The sequence below is a fragment of the Niallia sp. NCCP-28 genome, assembly GCF_023168165.1.
In the GTDB taxonomy this organism is placed as follows: Bacteria; Bacillota; Bacilli; order Bacillales; family Cytobacillaceae; genus Niallia.
The window spans coordinates 618,146-635,367 of sequence record NZ_BQYJ01000001.1; the positions used below are offsets into that span (position 1 = coordinate 618,146).

The 17,222-nt window shown below is 34.4% G+C and carries 18 protein-coding genes; 3 read left to right on the top strand and 15 right to left on the bottom strand.

The features are described from left to right. Positions 1-31: 31 nt before the first annotated feature. From NCCP28_RS03195 to NCCP28_RS03210, 4 genes are all read right to left on the bottom strand, one after another. Complete coding sequence (locus tag NCCP28_RS03195; RefSeq protein ID WP_248559942.1) at positions 32-1,219, bottom strand: M14 family metallopeptidase; 1,188 nt, start codon at positions 1,217-1,219, stop codon at positions 32-34. 164 nt (positions 1,220-1,383) lie between these two features. Beyond that, complete coding sequence (locus NCCP28_RS03200; protein WP_248560285.1) at positions 1,384-3,270, bottom strand: LTA synthase family protein; 1,887 nt, start codon at positions 3,268-3,270, stop codon at positions 1,384-1,386. A 288-nt stretch (positions 3,271-3,558) separates the two neighbouring features. Further along, complete coding sequence (locus NCCP28_RS03205; protein WP_248559943.1) at positions 3,559-4,521, bottom strand: ROK family glucokinase; 963 nt, start codon at positions 4,519-4,521, stop codon at positions 3,559-3,561. Positions 4,522-4,533: 12 nt separating this feature from the next. Beyond that, a complete protein-coding gene (locus NCCP28_RS03210; protein WP_248559944.1) occupies positions 4,534-4,740 on the bottom strand; it encodes a YqgQ family protein in 207 nt (68 codons plus the stop codon). Positions 4,741-5,109: 369 nt separating this feature from the next. Between NCCP28_RS03210 and NCCP28_RS03215 the strand changes: the two genes are divergently transcribed. Beyond that, on the top strand, positions 5,110-5,982 hold the full coding sequence (locus tag NCCP28_RS03215; RefSeq protein WP_248559945.1) for a hypothetical protein: 873 nt from the start codon (positions 5,110-5,112) through the stop codon (positions 5,980-5,982). Between the two features lie 280 nt (positions 5,983-6,262). Here NCCP28_RS03215 and NCCP28_RS03220 read toward each other — a convergent pair whose 3' ends face one another. The 7 genes from NCCP28_RS03220 to NCCP28_RS03250 all read right to left on the bottom strand — a co-directional run bounded on the left by NCCP28_RS03220 (position 6,263) and on the right by NCCP28_RS03250 (position 12,306). Beyond that, positions 6,263-6,454 (bottom strand): hypothetical protein, encoded by a 192-nt coding sequence (locus NCCP28_RS03220; protein WP_248559946.1) that lies wholly within the window; start codon positions 6,452-6,454, stop codon positions 6,263-6,265. Between the two features lie 73 nt (positions 6,455-6,527). Continuing rightward, on the bottom strand, positions 6,528-7,304 hold the full coding sequence (locus tag NCCP28_RS03225) for a DUF92 domain-containing protein (protein ID WP_248559947.1): 777 nt from the start codon (positions 7,302-7,304) through the stop codon (positions 6,528-6,530). Next, positions 7,301-7,870 (bottom strand): 5-formyltetrahydrofolate cyclo-ligase, encoded by a 570-nt coding sequence (locus NCCP28_RS03230; protein WP_248559948.1) that lies wholly within the window; start codon positions 7,868-7,870, stop codon positions 7,301-7,303. The genes NCCP28_RS03225 and NCCP28_RS03230 overlap by 4 nt, the downstream gene beginning before the upstream one ends. Positions 7,871-8,221: 351 nt before the next feature. Beyond that, on the bottom strand, positions 8,222-8,371 hold the full coding sequence (gene rpmG, locus NCCP28_RS03235; RefSeq protein WP_101175018.1) for a 50S ribosomal protein L33: 150 nt from the start codon (positions 8,369-8,371) through the stop codon (positions 8,222-8,224). A gap of 67 nt (positions 8,372-8,438) precedes the next feature. Further along, positions 8,439-9,065 carry a hypothetical protein gene (locus tag NCCP28_RS03240; RefSeq protein ID WP_248559949.1) on the bottom strand — a complete coding sequence of 209 codons (627 nt, stop codon included), beginning with the start codon at positions 9,063-9,065 and terminating at the stop codon, positions 8,439-8,441. A 59-nt stretch (positions 9,066-9,124) separates the two neighbouring features. Then, on the bottom strand, positions 9,125-11,596 hold the full coding sequence (locus NCCP28_RS03245) for a glycosyltransferase (RefSeq protein WP_248559950.1): 2,472 nt from the start codon (positions 11,594-11,596) through the stop codon (positions 9,125-9,127). Further along, positions 11,593-12,306: a DUF4912 domain-containing protein gene (locus NCCP28_RS03250; protein ID WP_248559951.1), complete on the bottom strand. Its 714-nt coding sequence runs from the start codon at positions 12,304-12,306 to the stop codon at positions 11,593-11,595. Before NCCP28_RS03250 ends, NCCP28_RS03245 begins: the two co-directional genes overlap by 4 nt. Before the next feature lie 542 nt (positions 12,307-12,848). On the opposite strand from NCCP28_RS03250, the gene NCCP28_RS03255 reads away from it, so the two are divergent. After that, positions 12,849-13,241, top strand: a complete 393-nt coding sequence (locus NCCP28_RS03255) for a hypothetical protein (RefSeq protein WP_248559952.1) — start codon at positions 12,849-12,851, stop codon at positions 13,239-13,241. After that, positions 13,234-13,707: an endolytic transglycosylase MltG gene (locus NCCP28_RS03260; protein ID WP_248559953.1), complete on the top strand. Its 474-nt coding sequence runs from the start codon at positions 13,234-13,236 to the stop codon at positions 13,705-13,707. Before NCCP28_RS03255 ends, NCCP28_RS03260 begins: the two co-directional genes overlap by 8 nt. A gap of 159 nt (positions 13,708-13,866) precedes the next feature. Here the strand turns inward: NCCP28_RS03260 and phoU are convergent, their stop codons facing one another. The 4 genes from phoU to pstC form a co-directional block, all read right to left on the bottom strand. Next, complete coding sequence (gene phoU / locus NCCP28_RS03265) at positions 13,867-14,520, bottom strand: phosphate signaling complex protein PhoU (protein WP_248559954.1); 654 nt, start codon at positions 14,518-14,520, stop codon at positions 13,867-13,869. 36 nt (positions 14,521-14,556) lie between these two features. Continuing rightward, entirely contained in the window at positions 14,557-15,321 is a 765-nt protein-coding gene (pstB, locus tag NCCP28_RS03270) for a phosphate ABC transporter ATP-binding protein PstB (protein WP_375709368.1), read from the bottom strand. A gap of 84 nt (positions 15,322-15,405) precedes the next feature. Continuing rightward, positions 15,406-16,284: a phosphate ABC transporter permease PstA gene (pstA, locus tag NCCP28_RS03275; RefSeq protein WP_248559955.1), complete on the bottom strand. Its 879-nt coding sequence runs from the start codon at positions 16,282-16,284 to the stop codon at positions 15,406-15,408. Beyond that, positions 16,284-17,189: a phosphate ABC transporter permease subunit PstC gene (gene pstC, locus NCCP28_RS03280; RefSeq protein ID WP_375709369.1), complete on the bottom strand. Its 906-nt coding sequence runs from the start codon at positions 17,187-17,189 to the stop codon at positions 16,284-16,286. The genes pstA and pstC overlap by 1 nt, the downstream gene beginning before the upstream one ends. Positions 17,190-17,222 lie beyond the last annotated feature (33 nt).

The window sequence follows — 17,222 nt, forward strand, 5'->3', positions numbered from 1 at the left end:
ATCCTTTGAAAAATAAACAGTTCACAACGGTTTACATATAAAGTGCCGCTAAAAAAACTCCCATTACATCTTTATGGATTTCGTCAAATTGGGATAATGGAAGTGGATTGATTCCCTTACCTAGTTCCATAGTAAAACCAGGTTTTCTAAATTCTTGAATAAACCAATCTTTATAACCTGCATGACTATCTACATATTGAATAGATTCATATCCACTTACTCTGGCAAACTCATTTGCCAACACTTTTGACTCAGGAGGCTCCAGCCCTTCATATCCCCAATAAAACTCTTTTCCTTGCGTATGAAAAGCAAGAACTCTCTGAAATTTTTCCTTTTGTGCAAGCTCTGCCATCGCTTGTGCTTCTGGTTCCGTTAACGGAGCATCGCCAGGATAGTCTCTCGGGGCCGGCACTTTCGGTTTTTTGCGTTCTTTTTCTATTTCCCAGTTCGCTGGATATTGGTTATTTAAATCTATTCCTCTAATATTTGCCTTCCAGCCTGTAAAATCCGTGCTTCCTTCGTTTATCGCTATTACTTGCTCTCGACTGCTTTCGTCCGGTCCATTTAATACAAGATCTACACCATCTGGATTAACCATTGGAACAATGGATAAATCGATGGATTGATAAAAAGGAAACGTCTTCATCCCTCTTATAGCCGTTCCATTTGTTAATGATAATAAATATTCATTTAAATAAGACATTAAAATTGGAGTCGTGATCCATTCATTTGCATGAAAAGATCCATTAAAATGCACTTTTTTGCTGCCTTTTCCTATTCGTATCTCCTGTATAGATTTCTTTCGTACACTCTCCCCTATAAGATTAATTTTAATAAAGGGATAAGCTTTTTTTAATGCTTCTATATCTCTAGCTAATGCCGCATAATCATATCGCTTTTTGCCATTGACTAGTTTGGTGATAATTCTTTTGGGGACCTTTATGCTTGCACCGATTGTTAGCTTATTAGGAATTAAATCTTGATTCAATAATAATAAACTGTCAACCGAAATATTTCTTGCACCAGCAAGCTTCCATAAAGAATCTCCTTGTTTCACTTGAATAGTTTGCATGGTGAAGCCTGGTACAATGATAGACTGCCCTGCTGTTAAAGAATTCGGATTTATGTTAGGGTTGCTGTCTATAATTAAATTTAATGGAATCCTAAATAGTTGGCTATAATACCATAATGTATCACCTGGTCTTATTTTCACTTCCACCGATACCACTCCTTCCATCATTAATAACTATGAAAAACAGCATGCAAAAATACATTTTATAAGGAAAAACTTTCGTTTGCCTCTTTACATAATGGATCTAATAGCAAAAAAAACTTTGTTTAACTCCATTTGATTTTGATTCGGAGTTAAACAAAGCGATTAAATTATTCTACTTCTACATCTTCTATTTCCAGCCTTCCATCATTCACTGTATAAAATCGCAGCAAATCTCCATATATAATGGAATCAGAAATATCCAATTCTTCATTTGCTTGTTCTATATAAGGAGTGCACAAATCTTTTTCTACTGGATATCCGGTCTTTTTCTCGTAGCAAATTTCCTTTGTATATACATAATCTTTTGTAATAAAGCTGCCATCACGCAAAACGGTAAATTCTTTTTTGTCTTTAGAAAAGAGATCAGATCCAAATTGAATATCATTTTTCGTATCAATTCCTAATAGATGAAGAAGTGTTGGTTTAATATCCACCTGACCTGAAACAGTCGAGATGGTTTTCCCCTTTTCCCCAGGAATGTGAATAACAAAGGGAACACGCTGCAATTGTGTACTTACAAATGGTGTAACTTCTTCTCCTAATAATTCTCCCATTGCTTTATTATGATTTTCTGAAATGCCATTATGATCTCCATACATAACAATTATGCTGTTATCATAAATCCCTTCCTCTTTTAGCTGTTGAATAAACTGTTTTAGTGCTTCATCTTGATAACGTACTGTTGGAATATAATTATTTAAGGTTTTGCTTCCTGTTGTAAGAGGCTCAATAAATTTATCTTCTTCCTCTAAAACAAAAGGAAAATGATTTGTTAATGTAATAAATTTACTGTAAAACGGCTGCGGCATTTCTTTTAAATGTTGAATAGACTGTTCAAAAAAGTCAATATCCTTTAATCCCCAACCAACGGAATTTTCTTCCTTTACATCATAATCCTCTATTTCATAAAAACGCTGATAACCTAAGCTTTGATACATAATATCCCTATTCCAAAAACTCTTATTATTTGCATGCAAACTTGCTGTATAGTAACCATTTTCATTCAGAATTTCTGGTGTTGCACGATACTCATTTCCAGAATGAGTAAAAAAGACAGCTCCTCGACTTAGTGGATACAGCGAATTTTCCACGATAAACTCTGAATCAGATGTTTTCCCTTGTCCTGTTTGATGATAAAAATTATTAAAATAGTAGCTTTTTTTAATAAAATCATTTAAAAATGGCGTTATTTCTTCCCCGTTTACTTCCCGGTTTACTAAAAAACTTTGGGTAGATTCTAAGCTGATTAGTATAACATTTTTTCCTTTAGCAATTCCAAACATGTCTTGATTAGGCGCTGCATAGTTGGCAGCATTATAATTGACAATGTCGGTTAATTTACCGCCATCTGCTAATGCTCTTTGGGCAGAAGATTTCGTCTGCAAAAATAAATCATATAATTGGTAATTATAAGCACCGATATTTTTCACTAATATTTCTCTATCAAATGTTCTGGTTAGAAGCTGTGTACGCTGTGTTTCTGCAAGACTTAAATTGAAAAAGGCAAACCCTGCAGCTGCTAGATAAAATATTCTTTTGGCCCATCTTGTATAAGTTGGATACTTTATAAAACTAGGACTCTTTTTAATCAAAACAGCTAAAATAATAATATCAGCAAAATAGAACATATCTGTCCAAGAAACAAGTTCCTTCACACTGCTTCCTAAATCACTCATATTACTTGTTTGAAACAAAAGAGGCAATGTTAAAAAATCCGTATAGATTCGATAAAATACAACATTTGCATATAAAATTATTCCTAAAAAAATACTTGATCCTAATATATATCTTTTTTGATGTTTTTCTTTTAAAAACAAGCTGATGCCAAAAATAAACAGCAATGAACTTAATGGATTAATCCATAAAATAAACTGCTGTATGCCATTTTCAATTTTGATATCAAAACTTGTCTCATATACAATATTTGTCTTTAACCAAATTAATAGTATGGCAATAGTCAAAAGAGACAGACCTGGCCATTTTTTATTTGCAATCAACACTCATAAATCCCCCTATTTCTCATCCTTTTTCTTCTCTTTATATTTTTTATAAAAAATTCATATATTTTTCATTTTATTTTCATAATAAAAATTTATAATATATTATTTCCTAATATATAGACGAATAACTAATAAAAAGGTTTCATTTTTTATGTTTTATGAAATAATTTCCATTTTATAAAAAACACCATTTTCCTTCCAAACAAAAAAAATCTGCACTAAAACTGTTTCAGAAAGCAGAAAACAATGTTAGTGAGATCCTTTTTTTAATCTATTTATTTTTTATGCTTTTGCCAACCATGCTGCACCAATTACTCCTGCTACATTTCCTAATGTAGCGACATCTAGATTAGTAGACTGTGCCACACTCTTAAAAGAATATGCTTTAAAATATTCTTCTACAGGTTTTAAAAGCACATCACCTGCTTTAGACACGCCTCCGCCTAAGACAATCTTTTCTGGATTTAATGTATTGGCGATGTTCGCTAATGCTAATCCTAAATGCTGGGCAATATAAGAAATTACATCACAAGCAACCTTATCCCCATTTCTTGCTGCATCAAAGACATCTTTTGCAGTAAAAGTTCCTTGTTCATTTAAGATTTCTTGAAGTTCACCAGCTTCCTTGGCAGCTCCTAAAAATTCCTTTGCTACTCTTACAATTCCCGTTGCCGATGCAATTGTTTCCAAACAGCCAGTTTTTCCGCAATTGCATGGTGCACCATTTTCTACCACGGATGTTAAATGGCCAATCTCTCCGGCAGCTCCTTTTACGCCTTGAACGATATCCCCATTCACAATTACACCGCCGCCTACACCAGTACCAAGGGTCACACATACTAAATCTTTGCTTCCAGCCCCTGCACCTTTCCACATTTCTCCTAAAGCAGCACAATTTGCATCATTATCGATAATAACAGGCAAGCCTAATTCTGCTTCTAATCGCTCTTTTAGGGGGAAATTATCTGGCCATCCCAAATTGACTGTATTATAGATAATTCCTGTTTCATAATCAAATGGACCAGGCGCTCCCATCCCTACACCTGCTACCTCTTGTTTCGAGTGATTCCATTTATTTAATTTTTCCTCAATCGACTTGGCGATATCTATTGTAATGTTTTTGCCTTCTTCAGAGTTATCTGTAGGAATTTCCCAACTATCTATTAAATCACCAGCTGTTGTTAAAAAAGCTATTTTTACCGTTGTTCCGCCTAAATCAACACCAATAACCCATTTCTGTTCCATACTCTTCTCCCCTTACTTCTCTCTGTCTTCTTTAAGATGCAAAATTTCTTGATTTAATAAAAATAATGCGGATTCAAATTCTTGTTTATCTATTAATTGAGATCTGTGCAGCTCTTCTACTTCAGATTTCATTAACTCTAAATCACCAATTCGATCCCCAATATAAATAATTGTTCCATATTGTTTTAAAAATTGCTGTATGTCATAAATTGTTTTCATTTTAACCCTCTATCAGTTCTTTTTATTTAAATAGATTAACAGAGCTTAATCCATTTAAATCGTTTTCACTTTTAGTATAAAACAATTTTTCCTTTTCCTCAAGATTGTCTTTTTCATCAAATAATTTTTCCCTGAAATTTCGAACAACTTGTTACAGAGCAAAAAAATAAAAATAAAACTTCAATCATTGGAGTTTTCTCTTATCCCCCCTTAGGTTCGGATCGATGGACCGTAAGTAAAGGATAAAACAGCAAACATGAATAAAGCTTATCCATCATATAATATGTAAAGTTTTTATTCTATTTTAAACGGCAACTTCTTTTTAATAAATAACCGTACACACGAAAACATTTATAGTGGGGAATGGAAATGAAAAGAGATTTCATATTATTAAGCTTGTCATTAGCTTTTCTTATTTCTGTATTTTATGTATTTCAGCAAAATCAGATTGCAAAAGAGAGCATTACGTATTTTCCAATTGACCCAACCGTCTCCTTTCCAAAAGCAGAGACTTCCATTCGACTTCAGAATCAAAGATATGATGAATACAGCATCGAATGGGAGACCACATCCAATCTTAATAAACGTGCCTATTTAAGACAAAATATGAGTTTATTATATGCAAACGGCAAACTTGTCAGCAAAATGGGGGAATGGAAACAAAATACAATGGAATTATCGGAAAAGAAAACAGTTGTTGAAAAGCAAAGTAAAAAATTCGAAGCAATTTCTTTCCATTATGCAGAAATTCATGATAAAAATGAGCGCATCTTCAGTTCGCAAAAAATAACATATGATTTCTTGTATGTAGTCAATTCAAAATATGATAATCAAGCAAAAGTTTTTCAAAATGTAAAAAATCAAGATGAAAAAGAGTGGAAAAAACTTCTAGACTCTCAGACAAAAGAATATCTTTATTATTATTTCAATCAAAGCATAAAAAAAAATCAGCTGCCACTTGAACAATATCCCCTTCAGCTTTTATTGACAGACTTTGAAAAATTTAACGAAGAGCCACTAAAAGGTTTTACTCAAAAACAAACAGCAAAAATTATCGGACAACTAATGGAAGGACTATATAAAAATTATTTCCTAGGAATTAGAACAGCAAATGGAGATATAATAGATCCAATCGGCAGCACGATTCCTATTATTCTTGTCGCCAAAGATCATCTTTTAGTTGAATTTACCACTAAAAGCGGGGAATCTATTATTCTTAGGCAGCAAATTTCTGCTTTTTAATTTGCTGCCTTCCTATTACAATGTGTTTTTCAGGCTATTCTCCTATAATTTGCTACTATTTAATGCACAGGATAAATACATTTCGCTTTCCGAGGAGTCCAGATCTGTCTCTTTATTCCCGCAGGAGTCTGCATGTATTCAGCCTGCTCAGTAATTCTAAAACTTTTTTCATCTTATTCAACAAGCAATGAATTTTTTAAATAAACCACTTTTTACAAAGTAAATGCTTGTGCTAAAATCACTAACAGGTCCAATAAAAAAAAGACCAAAAAGGCCTTTTTCAGTAGCTCGTTGGTTTTGAAAAAACAGTGCTCATCATTTGATTGCGCAAACCGGGCAAATTCATTGCAAATTTTATTAAATATTTGCGCAATAATCTGCTTTTTAAAACCGTATTTAAAATACGATAGCGTTTTTTCAGCAGATAATATCCGCTTAATCCGATTAGCAAAATGGAGAAAATTTTCGGCATTTTCATCCCTCCTACCACTTAGTTTGGAGAAAAAGTGAAATTTTATCCATACAATTTTTATTCTAGCTAGAATTTACAAAAGAACAAAAAGTGCTAACAATGCGGCAAATACTCCTGATAAAATATTGACAATATCATTATTTAAAATGGTAAATCCTTTACGCTTGACTGTTTTTTTCCCACAATGGATTTTTTTCTCAACCATTTTTTCACATACTTTACATTGATATTCAGCTTGCAGCAAAGCACCTAATAATGTATCCAATAAATTTCCAACGAACCCAAAGATGCCAATAATTATCATCTCTTTTACCGATATAGAAAAAAGAAAAAAAGTGCATACTGCAATAAAAAAGGAACCGCAAATAGCTGCAGCTGTACCAAGTGCACTGACTGCTCCAGATGTGCCCGTTTCTGCCAAACGGAAGTTTTTGATAGAAAGCGGTTGTTTTTTGCTTAATGTGCCAATTTCTGATGCCCATGTATCAGAATTAGACGCTGCAATGAAAATCGCAAATAGATATATCCAAAGCGATTCATTTGTAGCGAGATAAACAAGACTTGCAAAAGATGCCGCTCCACCATTTGCCAGTACTTGAAAAGCATCTCGTTCACTGCCCTTTTCCACCTTTTCTTCCATCATAATTTTTTGGCTTTTTTTGTACTTTGATAAAAGACTAGATGACAGAAAAAAAGCGCCTAAAAGCAATAATCCTTTATACCCTAATCCTAAAGCAATACAGATGCCTACAAAAAATGCAGCAATACTCCCGCTGCTATTCAAAAATTGAACTTTTTTTGCCGATACAACTACAAAAAAAATGATCAGCATATATAAGAAGGTAATCATGTTGGGATATATACCCCTCTATTTGTAATTATTCTATCAACTGGCAAATCATGAGTTTCTATCGGCAAATCAGTCATAAGCTGCATTTCAAATGCTAGGGATAATGTTTTTCCAGCATACTTCATTAAATAGCGATCATAATAGCCTCCGCCAAATCCAAGCCGAAATCCTTCTGTTGTAAAGCCTAGTCCTGGAACAATTAATAAATCTATTTCTTTAGGTGCTGTTTCCTCTGTGACCTTTTCTATCGGCTCATGCAAACCACTATATACAGTTTCTAGTTGATGAAAGGATGTCAGTTTTCGAAATGCCATTTCTCTGGTTTTTGGCAAACATTTTGGCACACTTACTGTTTTCCCCAGTTCCCATGCACGGTGAATAATTTCATATGTATCTACTTCAGGAAAATTCGAGATTGTAATGCCAATGCTTTTTGCTTGCATAAATAGAGGATCCGCCAATAATTCCCCAGCGATTTCCCTAGATAATTTTATATGCTCTTCTTTCGTTAATAGATTTAATTTTTCTTTTATTTGTTTGCGAACAATATGCTTTGCCTGCTTCATTCTGTCATGCCGCCTCCTCATTTTTAGCTGCTAGCCATTTCTTTTCTTTGCCCTATATTTTTAATTGGTTGTGAAATTGTACATACAGTTTTTCTCTTTTCTCAGAGCTGTTTTTGCAGAAACTGTTATTATTGTTTTTATATCGCTTTATTCAGCCATTTTGTTGCTTTCCGTTTGAATCAACTAATTAACTCATCTTCTCTCTTCACCCCTTAGGTGAGGGTCAAAAGCCCGTTAATGCGTCATAAATTAATTTCCGCAAAACAACAAAGTTTGCAAAAAGAGTTTTTTTAACAAGTTCTTCGCTAAAAAAATTGCATACAAAAAAAACAGAAGGGATATCCCCTCTGCTTATTTTGTTTCGCGGTGAGTTGTAGTACGTTTTTCTCTTGAGCAATATTTTTTTAGCTCAAGACGATCTGGGTTATTTCGTTTATTTTTTTTAGAAATGTAGTTACGATCTCCACATTCTGTGCAAGCTAACGTAATGTTTACACGCATGTTATTTCCCTCCAAACTATTGCTATACTAGTTCGTGCATACGACTTTTATATGATAACACTTTTTGTTAGGAAATGCTAGTATGATTTTTTATTAGATAAGAATTCATTGCCATTACATCTTGTTTTTCTTTGCCATGGATAGCCCATGCTCTGCCAATCGCCGAGGAATGAGGGTTTATTTCTGCATTTAAGGAGAAAATACTGACTGAGGCTCCTTTTCCCATTGGCTGGTATTTTAAAATTCCAGTTCCGTGTTTGCTCCATATATGTTCTGTATGGATATTCCAAAAGGGCTGGATTGTTCTTTGCTCCATTTTATAGCCATTGCATTCACCGTTCACTAGAAACAAATCCTGGTCAACAGAGTGAAAAATTACATTATCAGTAGGAGAAACAAAGGCCAAATGCTCTTTAAAAGGTTTCGTATAATGATTCAGCATCAATATTTTCAACTGTTTTGTAACAGAGGAATGATTTCTTACATAAATCTCGCTATATTGGATCTTTGAGTGTTTGGAAAGATGTTTTATATGCACTGAAATAGAATGGTCAGGAATTAATTTCTCATATCCATTTTGTATCCAGTATGTTTTTCCATCTATCCATATTCCAGGAGTGCCAATCAATCTTCCAACGGTAGCTTCTTTTTGAATACATTGATAATCTGTATTTAAGTAAGCTTCTGATTTCATCCTCATTTCACCTTTTTTAATTTATTTTTATTGCCTTAGCAGAAATCTTTCCAAAGCGACTATGAGTTGCCGATTTCATATACCGTCTCTTTCATTTTATACTGGATAGCCACCTCATCAAATACTCTCATTGTCTCATCCCCAATGCGATTCCATCCAAATAACTGCTCCACCAGTTTTCTTCCATTTTTTCCGATTTCTTCTGCTTTCTTGTCATTTTCCAATAAAAAGTAAATTCCTTGGATAAGTTGTTCTGTATTCGCAGGCTCTATTACTATTCCGCTTTTTTGATGCTCTACTATTGCTTTTAACCCTCCAGTATTGCTAATAATGGTTGGTTTTCCGTAAACAAGGGACTCTAATGCAACAATGCCAAATGGTTCGTAATGGCTCGGTATCACTACAATATCTGCTCGTTCATATAATGCTTTCTTTTTATCCTCCTGCAAATAGCCGACTAAAAAGACCACCGATTGCAACCCGTTTTTTTCTATATAACTTTTATATTCCTCATACATTGGACCAACTCCGGCAAGAACAAAACATACCTTTTGATTGTACATGCTGATTTTTTTCGCTGCTTCCAGCAATGTTCCGAATCCCTTTTCCTTTACAAGCCTTCCAATAGCAAAAATGACTGTTTCTTCACTGGTAATAGGCAAGCTGCTAATGGTAGCATAGGCTGTTTCACAGGAAAATGACATATCAACTCCATTTGGTATGATATATATTTTATTTTGATCCACTTGAAAAATTCGAATCAGTTCTTCCTTCATATAGTCGCTGCAAACAATGATTCCATTCGATTCTTGAATTAATTGACTTTCTTTCTCATGAATAAATTTTTGCATTTCCGTATGAATTCCGCCATTTCTTCCATGTTCAGTCGCATGGATGGTCGAAATAAGAGGGACATTCCATTCTTTTTGCAATGAAATGGCAGCGGCACCTACAAGCCAATCATGTGCTTGAATACAATCAAAATCAATCGATGCTGCAAGTTCCATCCCTTTCTCCCACATTCTCATATTTAATCCGGCAACCCAATGAATAAAATTTTCTTCTAAACTATTGAGCGGTTTTACTCTGTATACAAATAAGCCAGCTTTTTCTTCTCTATCTAACTCTTCTAATTTTATATTTTGTGCTGTAATAAGATGCACTTCATACCCTTTTTTCGCCAAGCTGTTTGTTAAACCGGCAACATGAGTTCCAAGTCCACCTACTATATTTGGAGGGTATTCCCATGAAAGAATCAATATCTTTTTATTGCTGTTTTCTTTGTTTCCTATTTCTTTTGACTCTGCTGGAATCATTGCATCATTTAAGATAGGAATGTCTTTTTCTCTTTCTTGAAGCCACTCCGCATCACAAGATCCTTGCAAAAATGAAAGTAATTTTTCTGCTGCTTTTATATGGTTTTCTGCCAATTCCTTATTTTCTTCATTCACCTCAGAAAGCATTCCAGCAAGTAAAAACCATTCTTTCTCTAACTGTTCTACTACCCTTGTATGAGCATAAAAGTCGGATGTGCCAATAATGTATTCCCATTGTTTTTCAATAAAGGAACCGGCAGCATAATATGGGCCAAATTCAATAAAAGTAGAAGCATCTTTATTTTTCAAACAGCTTGCACAAAGATGTACTTGATCCAAATCTTCTTTAAACTGTTTTTGATACGCAACTGGGGAAATGTTGGCAATAAATCCTTCATCCATTACATACATCATGCCTTTATTTAATTCACTCCGTCTTTCATTAAAGGTTGTCAGCTCTATTGCCATAGTGATAACACCTTGATGCCGATAATGATTATAAGCATTTACAATCGAAACTATTTCGTTTTGTATATCATTTCTATTATTTTGTGTGTTTTGAATGATAGTAATTAATGATTCTTCAATGGGGAAAAACATTAACCCATGCGGGGAGACAACAGCGGTACCTTCTTCATTAGGCAGGGGATCGCTGAATTTAATTGTCTCTCCTTTTAGAAAACTAAATTCAAAGCCAGCATTTTTCACATGCAAATCCAACCCTGGCGTGTAGCTGCCATTAGGAAACCAAAACCCTGTTGGTTTATAGTTGAATACTCTTTCAATAATGGCTCGTCCTTTATCTATATGCTTTCTAACACCTTTTTCAGTAGTCAGGTTTGTTAACTCGCTAAATGTTGCGGCACTTGCTAATATCTCTATTTTATTTTGGGATAATAAATGGCTGATTCCCTTATTCAGCTGCTTGGAATGTTCCTTCCAATATTGCAGCTCTTTTTCATAATGCTCTTTTTCCTTTTCCAAAAATTCAGTCATCTCTTTTTGAAAAAAAGGCATTTCAAGTATGTCATAGTAGCATGGAGGGATGGCAAGCTGTATGGTATAATGTTCTCTTTCCTGCTCTACATATTGCAAGAAGTTGATGAAGGAAGCAGACTCTTTATATAATTTATTTCTTGTATCCTGTTCTTTTGAAAATAGGTTGATAAATGGAAGATTCGCATACACAATTGCTTGAAAGTAAGAATAATTCATTTTTTCTTTACATCCTCCCGTTCCGTTTCATAATAGCTGTATGTGCTGACATGTTCAATCCAATTTGGAGCAGCTGAATTTCCCTTTACCCATGTCTCCATGTCCCTAGCTAAAGCGCCTGTGTGATTTTTATTCGTTCTTGGAAGCTGAATTGGATTAGATTGCAGGATAGGAATAAATGCCTGGTAATGATCAAGCACTCCCACTTCAAAACAGTAGCTGCGATTTGCTTGTAAATCCTCGATGACAGCATGTTCTATGCCATTTTGCAATTCAATTTGTTTAGTTGAGTGTGCATTCTTTCCATTATAGATAATGCTTGTTATATCATTTACTTTCAGGATAAAAGCACATTGATCCTGCTTGATTCCATAGTATTGGAGAAGGATGCTCCATTTGCCTTGGGGAATTCTCCAAAATACAAAAGCACCTGTTTCCGCTGAAACTCTTGCTTCCATTCCATTATTGCCTAGCAGCTCTTGAATGCTTGTCTTCATTAATTGCTCAGAAGAAGCGATTTCACTTTTATCGTTTGCTTTTGATTGCCGGCTTTTCACTTCTGTATCTACTGCATTTTTCTCCTCTTCTTGTAAACTTTTCATATACTTATTCCATTGATATTGGACTTTTCCGACCGTAGACTCTAATTCTTTGGCGATTTTTCGAAAAGACAGTCCCTTTCTTCTTAGTTCAAGGATTTGTTCTAGCAAGAAAGTAGCACCCCTTTTTTAGAATATAAGTTATGTTATTTTAAACAAATGATTTTTTTCTTTTTTTATGGAATCTCTAAACTTTTTAATTCTATAAAAAAGAAATTCACAAAAGATACATGAACACATCAAATGAATGGTAAACAAATCTATTATTGTATGCACAAGATGCAAAATTTATGGCAATTTATTTATACTCTTATGTTATCACTGATTAATAGATGCTACAATAAACAGATTTTGTCGTAAAATGCCTATCTCACTAGCTCCAGAGATTTTTGCTGGATATTTTTTTTCTGTTACCTTGTTTTGACACAATCAGCTGCACTGTTTCGACATCTGCATACATAATTCCCTCTCACAATCCGACATTTTCTCATTTTCTTTGCAGATTTTCTAAAGCAAGCTCTTAACTTTTATTTGCAAGTTTCACTTCCTTTTCTCTTTTTTGCTGCAGTTGTTTAGGAATCGTTGCATCATATAGGGAAAATGGTAAGATACTATTAGATACTTATACAAATTTAGAGGTGAATTCATTATTTATGTTAATAGTTATGCTCAGCTTATTAGGCGTTTCCATCCTGTTATTTATCTTTTCTTTTTTTGCAAAAGATCCCTATAAATCTCTGCAAGATACAATGGATCAATTATCATTGCAAACATATCAAGAATTACATAAGGTGAAAAAAAAATTGAAACTATTAGAAGAGGAACTTTTGCTCGATACGATAGATTTATCGCCTAATTACAGCAGTACAGCCTCTGCAAGGGCCACTAAAGGAAGTTCTATACATGCTATTATCAAAAATCAAATATGGTCGTTGGCAGCCCAAGGTGTCCCTGTTGAGCAAATTGCCAATCAATCCTCCTTATCCATCTATGAAGTGGAGCGCATTATTATGGAAGCAAAGGAGAATGGAAAGTTAGATGAATAAACATAAAATAAGATCCTTTGCATTTGGTATATTTTTTTCTGTTTCTCTAATCGGCGTCTTTTATTTTTTGCAAGATAAAGAAAAAAGCACAAAACCCGATTCAGAAGAAGCCAAAAGAATTGTAATGGAAAAAGGTTATACTATCTTAAGCAAAACAGATTATGAACAGCTTCAAACAAAAATTTCAACACTTGAAAAACAAATCGCTTCCTCAGCAAATGAAGCAGAAAACAAAAAAACGGAAGCAAAAAAAACAATTCCGTCTTCTTATCAGCTTCATATTGTAAAAGGGATGAGTACAGAAGAAATCGCCAAAAAGCTTGCAAATAAAAAGATGATCAAAAATGAAAAAAAATTCGCACAGTTTTTAATTCAAAAAGATTACCATACGAAAGTTCAACTTGGAAAATATACAATAAAAAAAGATATGACTTATACACAAATTGCAGAACTGATCACAAAATAACGTTTGTCGATAACAGAAGCCAATATACAGTAAAATTTCAATCAAGTATTAACGGGAGAAACTCCCCGTTAATGGGATTAAACACTGTAAGCAGAAATGTCAAAAACCTCCTATTATTTTGATTATATGATCCATATAATCAAAAATAGGAGGTTTTTATTACCAATCGTAATGTCTTCCTTTTACAAGGTAAAAAACATTTTCGGCAATATTGGTTGTATGGTCTGCTGCGCGTTCAAGGTATCTGCAAACAAAGGATAACTGAGAAATTTGCTGCACAAACTCAGGTTTTTGTCTGCTGATTTCCATAAGCTCTCGAATCGCATGTGTATTTAAATCATCTACTTCGTCGTCCATCTCGGCAATTTTTTTGGCCAGCTTTACATCTTCTTCATTATAAGCTTTTAGCGCTAAGTGAAGCATATTGCTTGTAATTTCCAACATTTTTTTCACATGTACAATAGGCTTTACCAGTTCTTGGTTGCCAATGCGAATCGTTGCTTTTGCGATATTTACTGCAAAATCGGCAATCCTTTCAATATCTGTCGCAATTTTAATGCCAATAATAATTCTGCGCAAATCAATGGCAACAGGCTGCTGTTTGGCAATCAGCAAAATCGCAAAGTCGTTAATATCCTCATACATCATATCTGCTTTTGCATCATTGTCGATAATTTGAAGTGCTAAGTCTACATTTTTCGTTTCTAATGCTTCTAATGATTGATGCAATGCCTCAATAGAAAATTCGCCAATCTCTGTTAATTTTGTTTGCAGCTCTTTTAGCCCTAATTCAAACTTTTCTCTAACAACCATTTTTATTACACTCCTTTTTGTAAAGTAATATGCCTATTAGCCAAATCGGCCAGTAATATAATCTTCTGTCCGCTGATCTTTTGGGTTAGAGAAAATTTTATCTGTTTGATCATACTCTATCACTTCACCACTAAGGAAAAAAGCTGTTTTATCTGAAATCCGTGCAGCTTGCTGCATATTATGTGTCACAATAATAATGCTGAAATTTTCTTTTAGCTCATGAACTAATTCTTCTACTTTTAAAGTAGAAATTGGGTCAAGGGCAGAAGTAGGTTCATCCATTAAAATAACATCTGGTTCAATCGCTAAACATCTTGCAATGCATAGACGCTGCTGCTGACCTCCTGATAAGCCAAAAGCATTTTGATGGAGACGGTCTTTCACTTCATCCCAAATAGCTGCGCCCCTTAAACTTTTTTCTGCAATTTCCATTAAGATTTTTTTATCGCGAATGCCGTGAATTTTGGGACCATACACAACATTTTCAAAAATAGATTTTGGAAAGGGGTTTGGCTTTTGAAAAACCATGCCCACTTTTGTTCGAAGTTCCTCTACTCCATAATCTTTGTCGAAGATATTTCGGCCACGATAGTTTATTTCACCAGAAGTCCTTACACCTGGCACTAATTCAATCATACGATTTAATGTTTTAATATACGTAGACTTTCCGCATCCTGAAGGTCCAATAATAGATGTTACTTCATTCTCTTTAATATCTAAATTAATATTTTTTAATGCATGGTTTTCCCCATACCAAAGGTTTAATTGGTTTGTTTCATATACACTCTCTTTTGTCGGCATTTCTTTTTCAACCTCTGCATTTTTCTTTTCCGGCTTTGGCATCACTGACATATTCAATGGAAATCCCCCTTTAGAAACTAAAAATTAATAACGTTTTTGAAATTTATTTCGAATTAAAACAGCTATTGAATTCATTACAATTAATAAAAATAATAAAACGAGAATACCTGCTGCTGCTAGACCTTGAAACTCTTCTTGAGGTCTACCTGTCCAGTTATATATTTGCATTGGCAATACAGTAAACATATCAAATACCGTGCGCGGCAAAAATGCTAAGAAAAGAGGAAGACCAAGCACTACGAGGGGAGCCGTTTCTCCTATGGCACGTGATAATGCTAAAATTCCTCCTGTTAATATGCCTGGGATGCTTGCTGGCATTACCACACGAACAATAGTCTGCCACTTTGTTGCTCCCATCCCAAGAGAGGCTTCTCTAAGTTCATTTGGCACAGAACGAATAGCTTCTTGGGAAGCAACAATAATAACAGGCAATACCAATAAACTCATCGTTAATCCTGCTGCTAAAACACTTGTGCCCAATGTTAATGCACGCACAAATAGTGTTAATCCTAATAAACCAAATACAATGGAAGGAACTCCCGCCAAATTTGATATATTAATTTGGATAAAATTTGTAAATTTATTTTTCCTTGCATATTCTTCTAAATAAATGGCTGTTCCAACTCCGATTAATAAAGAAACAGGGGCAACAACCGCCATTAACCATACAGTTCCAATTAATGCTGTATAAACACCCGCCTGCTCTGGTTTACGAGATGGCAAACTTTGCAAAAACTGCAGATCCAAATAGCCAATTCCTTGAGTCAATACCCGATAAAAAAGAATGCCTAAAACAACTAAACCAAACATAGTTGCACAAAAGAACAATGCTCTTAAGATGCTATTTGTGATAATTCTCGGTTTCATTTTTTGCAGTACTTTTGTATGCTCAATCAGTTTCATTAATATTCCTCCCTAAACTTTCGAGAGATAAATTGCGCAAGTAAATTCATTAGTAAAGTAAATAGGAATAAAGTAAAACCAACAGCATAAATACTGTAATAGATAGTTGTGCCATACCCTGCATCACCTTGAGAAACTTGAACAATATATGCTGTCATCGTTTGAATGGATTCTGTTACATTAAGATTTAAGTTTGGTGTGCTTCCTCCGGCAACGGCAACTATCATCGTCTCTCCAATTGCTCTTGATAAAGCTAAAACAATAGAAGAAACAATTCCTGAAACAGCAGCTGGCAGCACAACCTTTAAGGAAACCTCAAGCTTAGTCGATCCAAGAGCAAGGGCTCCCTCACGCATTGATCTTGGTACAGAGCTCATTGCATCCTCAGATAAAGATGCAATCATCGGTGTAATCATAATGCCGATGACAATACCAGGACTCAGCGCATTAAACATTTCCAAAGAAGGAATAATTTCTCTTAATACAGGCGTTACAAATGTTAAGGCAAAAAAACCATAAACAATAGTTGGAATGCCTGCAAGCACCTCTAATATCGGCTTGATAATACGTCTTGTCTTATCACTTGCGTATTCACTTAAATAAATGGCAGAAGCAAGCCCAATTGGCACTGCAACAATCCCTGCAATCAATGTTACTTTTACGGTTCCTGCAATTAATGGAAGGATGCCAAAAGAACCTGGTTCAGAAAATGGATACCATTTTTTAGATGTAATATATTCGATAATGGATACTTTTTCGAAAAAAGTGAATGTCTCTATAATTAATGTTAAAAGTATTCCCAGTGTTGTCAAAATGGAAAGTGCAGCTGTTACCAGCAATACTTTTGGCATTAGTTTCTCTAACATTTGATTTGCACTTGCTTTTTTCTTTTTTTCTTCAATCATTTTTTGTACGGAGTATGATTGGTTTGCTGAGTT

Coding starts and splice junctions, on each gene's coding strand:
- NCCP28_RS03220 (WP_248559946.1), bottom strand. CDS start 6,454: ATGCCGAAAATTTTCTCCATTTTGCTAATCGGATTAAGCGGATATTAT.
- NCCP28_RS03255 (WP_248559952.1), top strand. CDS start 12,849: ATGTTAATAGTTATGCTCAGCTTATTAGGCGTTTCCATCCTGTTATTT.
- NCCP28_RS03215 (WP_248559945.1), top strand. CDS start 5,110: ATGAAAAGAGATTTCATATTATTAAGCTTGTCATTAGCTTTTCTTATT.
- NCCP28_RS03260 (WP_248559953.1), top strand. CDS start 13,234: ATGAATAAACATAAAATAAGATCCTTTGCATTTGGTATATTTTTTTCT.
- rpmG (WP_101175018.1), bottom strand. CDS start 8,371: ATGCGTGTAAACATTACGTTAGCTTGCACAGAATGTGGAGATCGTAAC.
- NCCP28_RS03225 (WP_248559947.1), bottom strand. CDS start 7,304: ATGATTACCTTCTTATATATGCTGATCATTTTTTTTGTAGTTGTATCG.
- NCCP28_RS03205 (WP_248559943.1), bottom strand. CDS start 4,521: ATGGAACAGAAATGGGTTATTGGTGTTGATTTAGGCGGAACAACGGTA.
- NCCP28_RS03240 (WP_248559949.1), bottom strand. CDS start 9,065: ATGAAATCAGAAGCTTACTTAAATACAGATTATCAATGTATTCAAAAA.
- pstA (WP_248559955.1), bottom strand. CDS start 16,284: ATGAAACTGATTGAGCATACAAAAGTACTGCAAAAAATGAAACCGAGA.
- NCCP28_RS03210 (WP_248559944.1), bottom strand. CDS start 4,740: ATGAAAACAATTTATGACATACAGCAATTTTTAAAACAATATGGAACA.
- NCCP28_RS03245 (WP_248559950.1), bottom strand. CDS start 11,596: ATGAATTATTCTTACTTTCAAGCAATTGTGTATGCGAATCTTCCATTT.
- NCCP28_RS03230 (WP_248559948.1), bottom strand. CDS start 7,870: ATGAAGCAGGCAAAGCATATTGTTCGCAAACAAATAAAAGAAAAATTA.
- phoU (WP_248559954.1), bottom strand. CDS start 14,520: ATGGTTGTTAGAGAAAAGTTTGAATTAGGGCTAAAAGAGCTGCAAACA.
- pstB (WP_375709368.1), bottom strand. CDS start 15,321: ATGCCGACAAAAGAGAGTGTATATGAAACAAACCAATTAAACCTTTGG.
- pstC (WP_375709369.1), bottom strand. CDS start 17,189: ATGATTGAAGAAAAAAAGAAAAAAGCAAGTGCAAATCAAATGTTAGAG.